The organism is Rhodococcus sp. NPDC076796 (assembly GCF_040702765.1).
In the GTDB taxonomy this organism is placed as follows: domain Bacteria; phylum Actinomycetota; class Actinomycetes; order Mycobacteriales; family Mycobacteriaceae; genus Rhodococcoides.
Genome location: NZ_JBFBMS010000030.1, coordinates 1 through 2,630, shown reverse-complemented (window position 1 = coordinate 2,630; position 2,630 = coordinate 1). Strand labels below are relative to the sequence as shown.

Here is a 2,630-nt window from a genome sequence, read left to right as displayed (position 1 = left end):
TCCCGTTCGGCGGCTTCCCTTGGGGCCGCATCGCATTCGGTCAATCCGACGGGCCGCTGCTGCCTCTGGCTGCGGTGATCGGCGCGCCGGGGTTGTCGTTCGTCGTGGTGCTGATCGGGTCCGCTCTGGCCGGCGTCGTTGCCTCCGGTCGCATCACCCGCAGAACTGCAGCAGCGTCGTGCATCGGTGTGGCCACTGCTGTAGGGGCGCTCACGGTGGTGGCTCCACTGTTCGCTCCGCCGCAGCAGGACACGGTCACCGTCGCCTTGGTGCAAGGCAACGTCCCGCGTCTCGGTCTCGACTTCAACGCCCAACGACGCGCGGTTCTCGACAACCATGTTCAGCGCACCATCGAGCTCGCCGCCGACATCGACTCCGGCCGCGTACGCGCACCCGACCTGGTCATCTGGCCGGAGAACTCCTCCGACATCGATCCCCTGCGCAACCCCGACGCCGCCGCACGTATCGACGCCGCGGCCCGCGCCGTCGGAGTCCCCGTACTCGTCGGCACGGTTCTCCGCCGAGACGACGGCACCACGAGCAACACCTCGATCGTGTGGGATCCCGTCACCGGGCCCGGGCAGAGGCACGACAAGCGGCAACTGGTGCCGTTCGGGGAGTACCTGCCGATGCGCACGATCGTCACCGCACTCTCTCCCTATGCCGCCCAGGCAGGAAACTTCACCCCGGGCCAGGGCAACGGCGTCCTCGACCTCGCCGGAGTGCACGTCGCGGTGGCCACCTGCTACGAGGTCGCCTTCGACTCGTTGCTCACCGACTCCGTGCGCGCCGGTGCCCAGCTGATCGCAGTGCCCACCAACAACGCCACTTTCGGTCGGACGAACATGACCTATCAACAACTCGCCATGTCGCGGGTACGAGCGGTCGAACACGGGCGCAGCGTCGTCGTGTCGGCCACCAGCGGCGTCAGCGCCGTCATCGATGCACGCGGGGAGGTCGTCGAGCGCACGGAGCTGTTCACCCCCGCAGCTGTCGTCACCGAGGTGTCACTGAGCACCACCCTCACCCCGGCGACGATCACCGGCAGCGTTCCGGAATGGATTGCCGCCACCGGCGCTGGTGCAGCACTGGCGTTCTCGCTGCTGCGCCGACCACGCTCCATCACACCGAACCCCGCAAACTACTATGTCGCGTAGTATTTAGATGGTGGTCGGTGAAGGGCGTGCGGAGATGACGATCGACGAACACCCCCGTGCGCACTCGCCGGGACTGGTGCGCAGAACAGTGGCGATGCTGCGCAACCGGTGGCGACAACTGACGTCGATGCGGACAGCGTTGGTGCTGCTGTTCCTCCTCGCCGCCGCAGCTGTCCCCGGCGCTTTGCTGCCGCAGCGCAATCTCAATACCCAGGCCGTCGATTCTTTCATTGCCGCGCGTCCGGTTCTCGGGCCGGTGATGGACACGCTGGAATTGTTCGACGTGTTCGCGAGTTCCTGGTTCACCGCGATCTACGTCCTGTTGTTCGTGTCGCTGATCGGCTGTCTGACTCCCCGGTTGATCGAGCACGGCAAAGCTCTTCGCGCACAACCTGTTCGAGTACCGCGAAACCTCACTCGACTACCGTTGCATCATTCGGGCACCCTCGCCGGTGACCCCGAGAAGGTGATCGCCGACATCGCGCGGCACTTGAAAGGGTGGCGTACCGCCGTTCGACCCGAGCCCGATGGGGCACTGACTCTCTCGGCGGAGAAGGGCTACACCCGCGAGGCCGGGAACCTGCTGTTTCACTTCTCGCTGATCGGTCTGCTCGCGGCCATCGCGATCGGCAAACTGTTCGGCTACGAAGGCTCGGTCATCGTCATCGCCGACAACGGGCCCGGTTTCTGCAACACCTCGCCCGCGATCTACGACTCCTTTCGCGCCGGCAACAGCACCGACGGCACCGGACTCGAGCCGTTCTGTATCCGGGTCAGAGATTTCACCGCCGACTACCTCGAGAACGGTCAGGCCGAGATGTTCACCTCGAACATCTCCTACCAGAGCGCCGACGACATCGCCGCCGACACCTGGCGCGACTATCAACTCAAAGTCAACGAACCCCTCCGGCTCGGCGACGAACGCATCTACCTCACCGGACACGGCTACGCCCCCGAGTTCACCGTCACCTTCCCCGACGGCCAGACCCGCACCGAAGCGCTGCAGTTCCGCCCCGACGACGCCACCACGTTCCTCAGCAGCGGCGCGCTGCGATTCGACCCACCCGGGGGGACCTACGCCACCGCCGAGGAGCGCCGCCGAGGGCAGATCGCCATCGAAGGACTCTTCGCGCCCACCGCGCAATTCAACGGCAACCTGCTCTCCTCCCGCTTCCCGGAACTGGTCGATCCCGCGGTGGCAGTGGACATCTACAAAGGCGACACCGGTCTCGACACCGGCATCCCGCAGTCGATCTTCTCCCTGGACCAGGAGATGATCAACCAGGGCCGGCTGGTCAAGCAGGACCGGGTCAACCTGCGGCCCGGAGAATCGACGACCCTCTCCGACGGCACCGTCGTCCGGTTCGACGGTGCCAAGGAATTCGCGAACCTCCAGGTCGGATACGACCCCGCGCAGCGGTGGGTGCTCGTGTTCGCGGTCACGATGATGACCGGACTACTGGTGTCCCTGGT

Annotated in this window: 2 protein-coding genes; both read left to right on the top strand. The window is 65.9% G+C overall.

The window, feature by feature from the left end; genetic code table 11:
* A partial coding sequence (lnt, locus tag AB0366_RS27015) for an apolipoprotein N-acyltransferase (RefSeq protein ID WP_052061606.1) occupies positions 1 to 1,157 on the top strand: 1,157 nt, incomplete at its 5' end.
* 34 nt (positions 1,158 to 1,191) lie between these two features.
* On the top strand, positions 1,192 to 2,630 hold a 1,439-nt coding region (locus tag AB0366_RS27010), incomplete at its 3' end, for a cytochrome c biogenesis protein ResB (RefSeq protein WP_032400877.1).